This is a genomic window from Micromonospora sp. ATA51 (assembly GCF_016802855.1).
Taxonomy (GTDB): Bacteria; Actinomycetota; Actinomycetes; order Mycobacteriales; family Micromonosporaceae; genus Micromonospora; species Micromonospora sicca.
Genome location: NZ_JAEVHJ010000602.1, coordinates 1 through 1,820 on the forward strand (window position 1 = coordinate 1; position 1,820 = coordinate 1,820).

At 77.7% G+C, this 1,820-nt stretch carries 1 protein-coding gene; it reads right to left on the reverse strand.

What is annotated here, in order from left to right; translation table 11 throughout:
• Positions 1–62: 62 nt before the first annotated feature.
• Entirely contained in the window at positions 63–1,727 is a 1,665-nt protein-coding gene (locus JNW87_RS38205) for a beta-propeller domain-containing protein (RefSeq protein WP_375373608.1), read from the reverse strand.
• Positions 1,728–1,820 lie beyond the last annotated feature (93 nt).

Consider the following 1,820-nt stretch of genomic DNA (forward strand, 5'->3'; position numbering starts at 1 on the left):
GAGCGGCGGGTGGGGGCCGGAAGCCGGTGCGGCTCCCGGACCCACCGCCGGGGAGGGAGGTGTCAGGTCCAGGGCAGCCAGGCGAGGCCGCGCGCCGTCGCCGGGTCGATGACCGCCAGCCCGGTGTCGGAGACGGCCCACAGCCGGCCGTCGATCAGCAGGGACCGGCTGGCGGCGCCGCCCTGCGGCAGGGTGATCGTGCCGACGTCGGCGATCCCCGTGTCGGTCACGGTCAGCAGGCGGACGCCGCCGGTGTTCAGCGGCAGCGCCACCAGTCCGGTGGTCGGGTCGAACAGGAACGCGTGCGGGTCGAACTCCGCCACCGAGCCGCCGCCGGGCACGTGGTGGCGGGCCAGCCGGGCGGGTCGGGCCGGGTCGTGCACGTCGAAGAGCGAGACCTGGAGGCCCTGCGCCCGGCCCCGGTCGTCCGCCTCCTGGCCGACGCCGAGCAGGCGGTCGCCCGGCACCGGGTGCAGGTACGCCGACCAGCCGTTGATCTTCAGCTCGCCGGTGCGCCGGGGGGCGGCCGGGTCGGTCAGGTCGAGCGCGTAGAGCGGGTCGGTCTGGCGGAAGGTCACCACGTATCCGGTGCCGCCGAGGAAGCGTACGGAGTAGATCCGTTCGCCCCGGCCGAGGCCGTCGACCCGGCCGGTCTCCGTCAACCGGTCGCCCCGCCGGGCGAGCACGTGCACGGCCGACTCGGTCCCGGCCGCCGACCCCGCGCGGGTGGTCGCCACCCGCAGGTGGCCCTGCCACTCGGAGAGGGCGTACTGGTTGAGCAGCGTTCCGGGCACGCTGCCGGCGGCCGCGTAGCGGGGCCGGCCGGGGCCGGCGGTGTCGAACCGGTAGATGTCGGTGCGCTCCGGCCCGGGCCGCCGCATCCCGTCCCAACCGGGCCGCCAGCCGGCGCCGCCCGCGCCGGCGAGGTAGAGGCTGTCGGCGGTGCCGTAGACGGTGTCGGCGTCCGAGGCGACGGTGACCGGGTCGCCGTCGCCCAGCCGGCCGGTGGCCAGGTCGAAGCTGAGCACGGTCAGCAGGGCGGTGCCGCTGGTGGCGGCCGGCCGGCTCAGCCGGTCGCAGCCGACCCGGCCGCTGTGGCGCTCCCCGCCGACCGTCCACTCGTAGCGGGGCAGCCAGGCGTCCAGGCCGGCCCGGGCGATGACCGCCCGGTTGACGGTGGTCCGCTCCGCGTCGCTGCGCCGCTCGTCGTACGGGAAGGAGAGCCGGGGTTGCGAGCGGACCACGACCCGGGCGGTCGCGCCGGTCTGGCGGGCGTCCAGCAGGCTCCCGTCGATCCGGTACGTCCCGACGACCGTGGGCTGCCCGGCCAGGTCGACCAGGAGCAGGCGCGGCCCCTCCGGCCCCTCCGGACGGTCGGGGCTGGTCGGGCGGTCGGGGTCGGCCGGGCGGTCGGGGTCGAGCGGACGGTCGGTCGCCGGGACCACCTCCGGCGCGGGCCGGACCAGCACCAGCGCCCGGTTCCCGTGCAGCAGCAGGCTGCTCTCCGGCCACCATCGGCGGCCCGATTCCCCCGCGGAGAGGTCGAGCCGCCCGGTGACCACGCGGCTGGCGGCGTCCACCACCCGCAGCATGCCCTGGCTGACCACGACGATCCGCCGCCCGTCGGTCTTCACCAGGTCCGGCTCGTCCGCCCCCGGCTCGTGGCTGTTGGTGGTGGAGTGCTCCGGCGCTGCCGACCCGGCCTTGGCCCCGGCGCCGGGCGGCAGCGCGACTGGGGCCGCGCGGCCGCGCCGGCGGGCATCGCCACGTCATCGGCCACCCCGGTACGCCAGCCCGCCCCGAAGCCCCACGGCCCGACG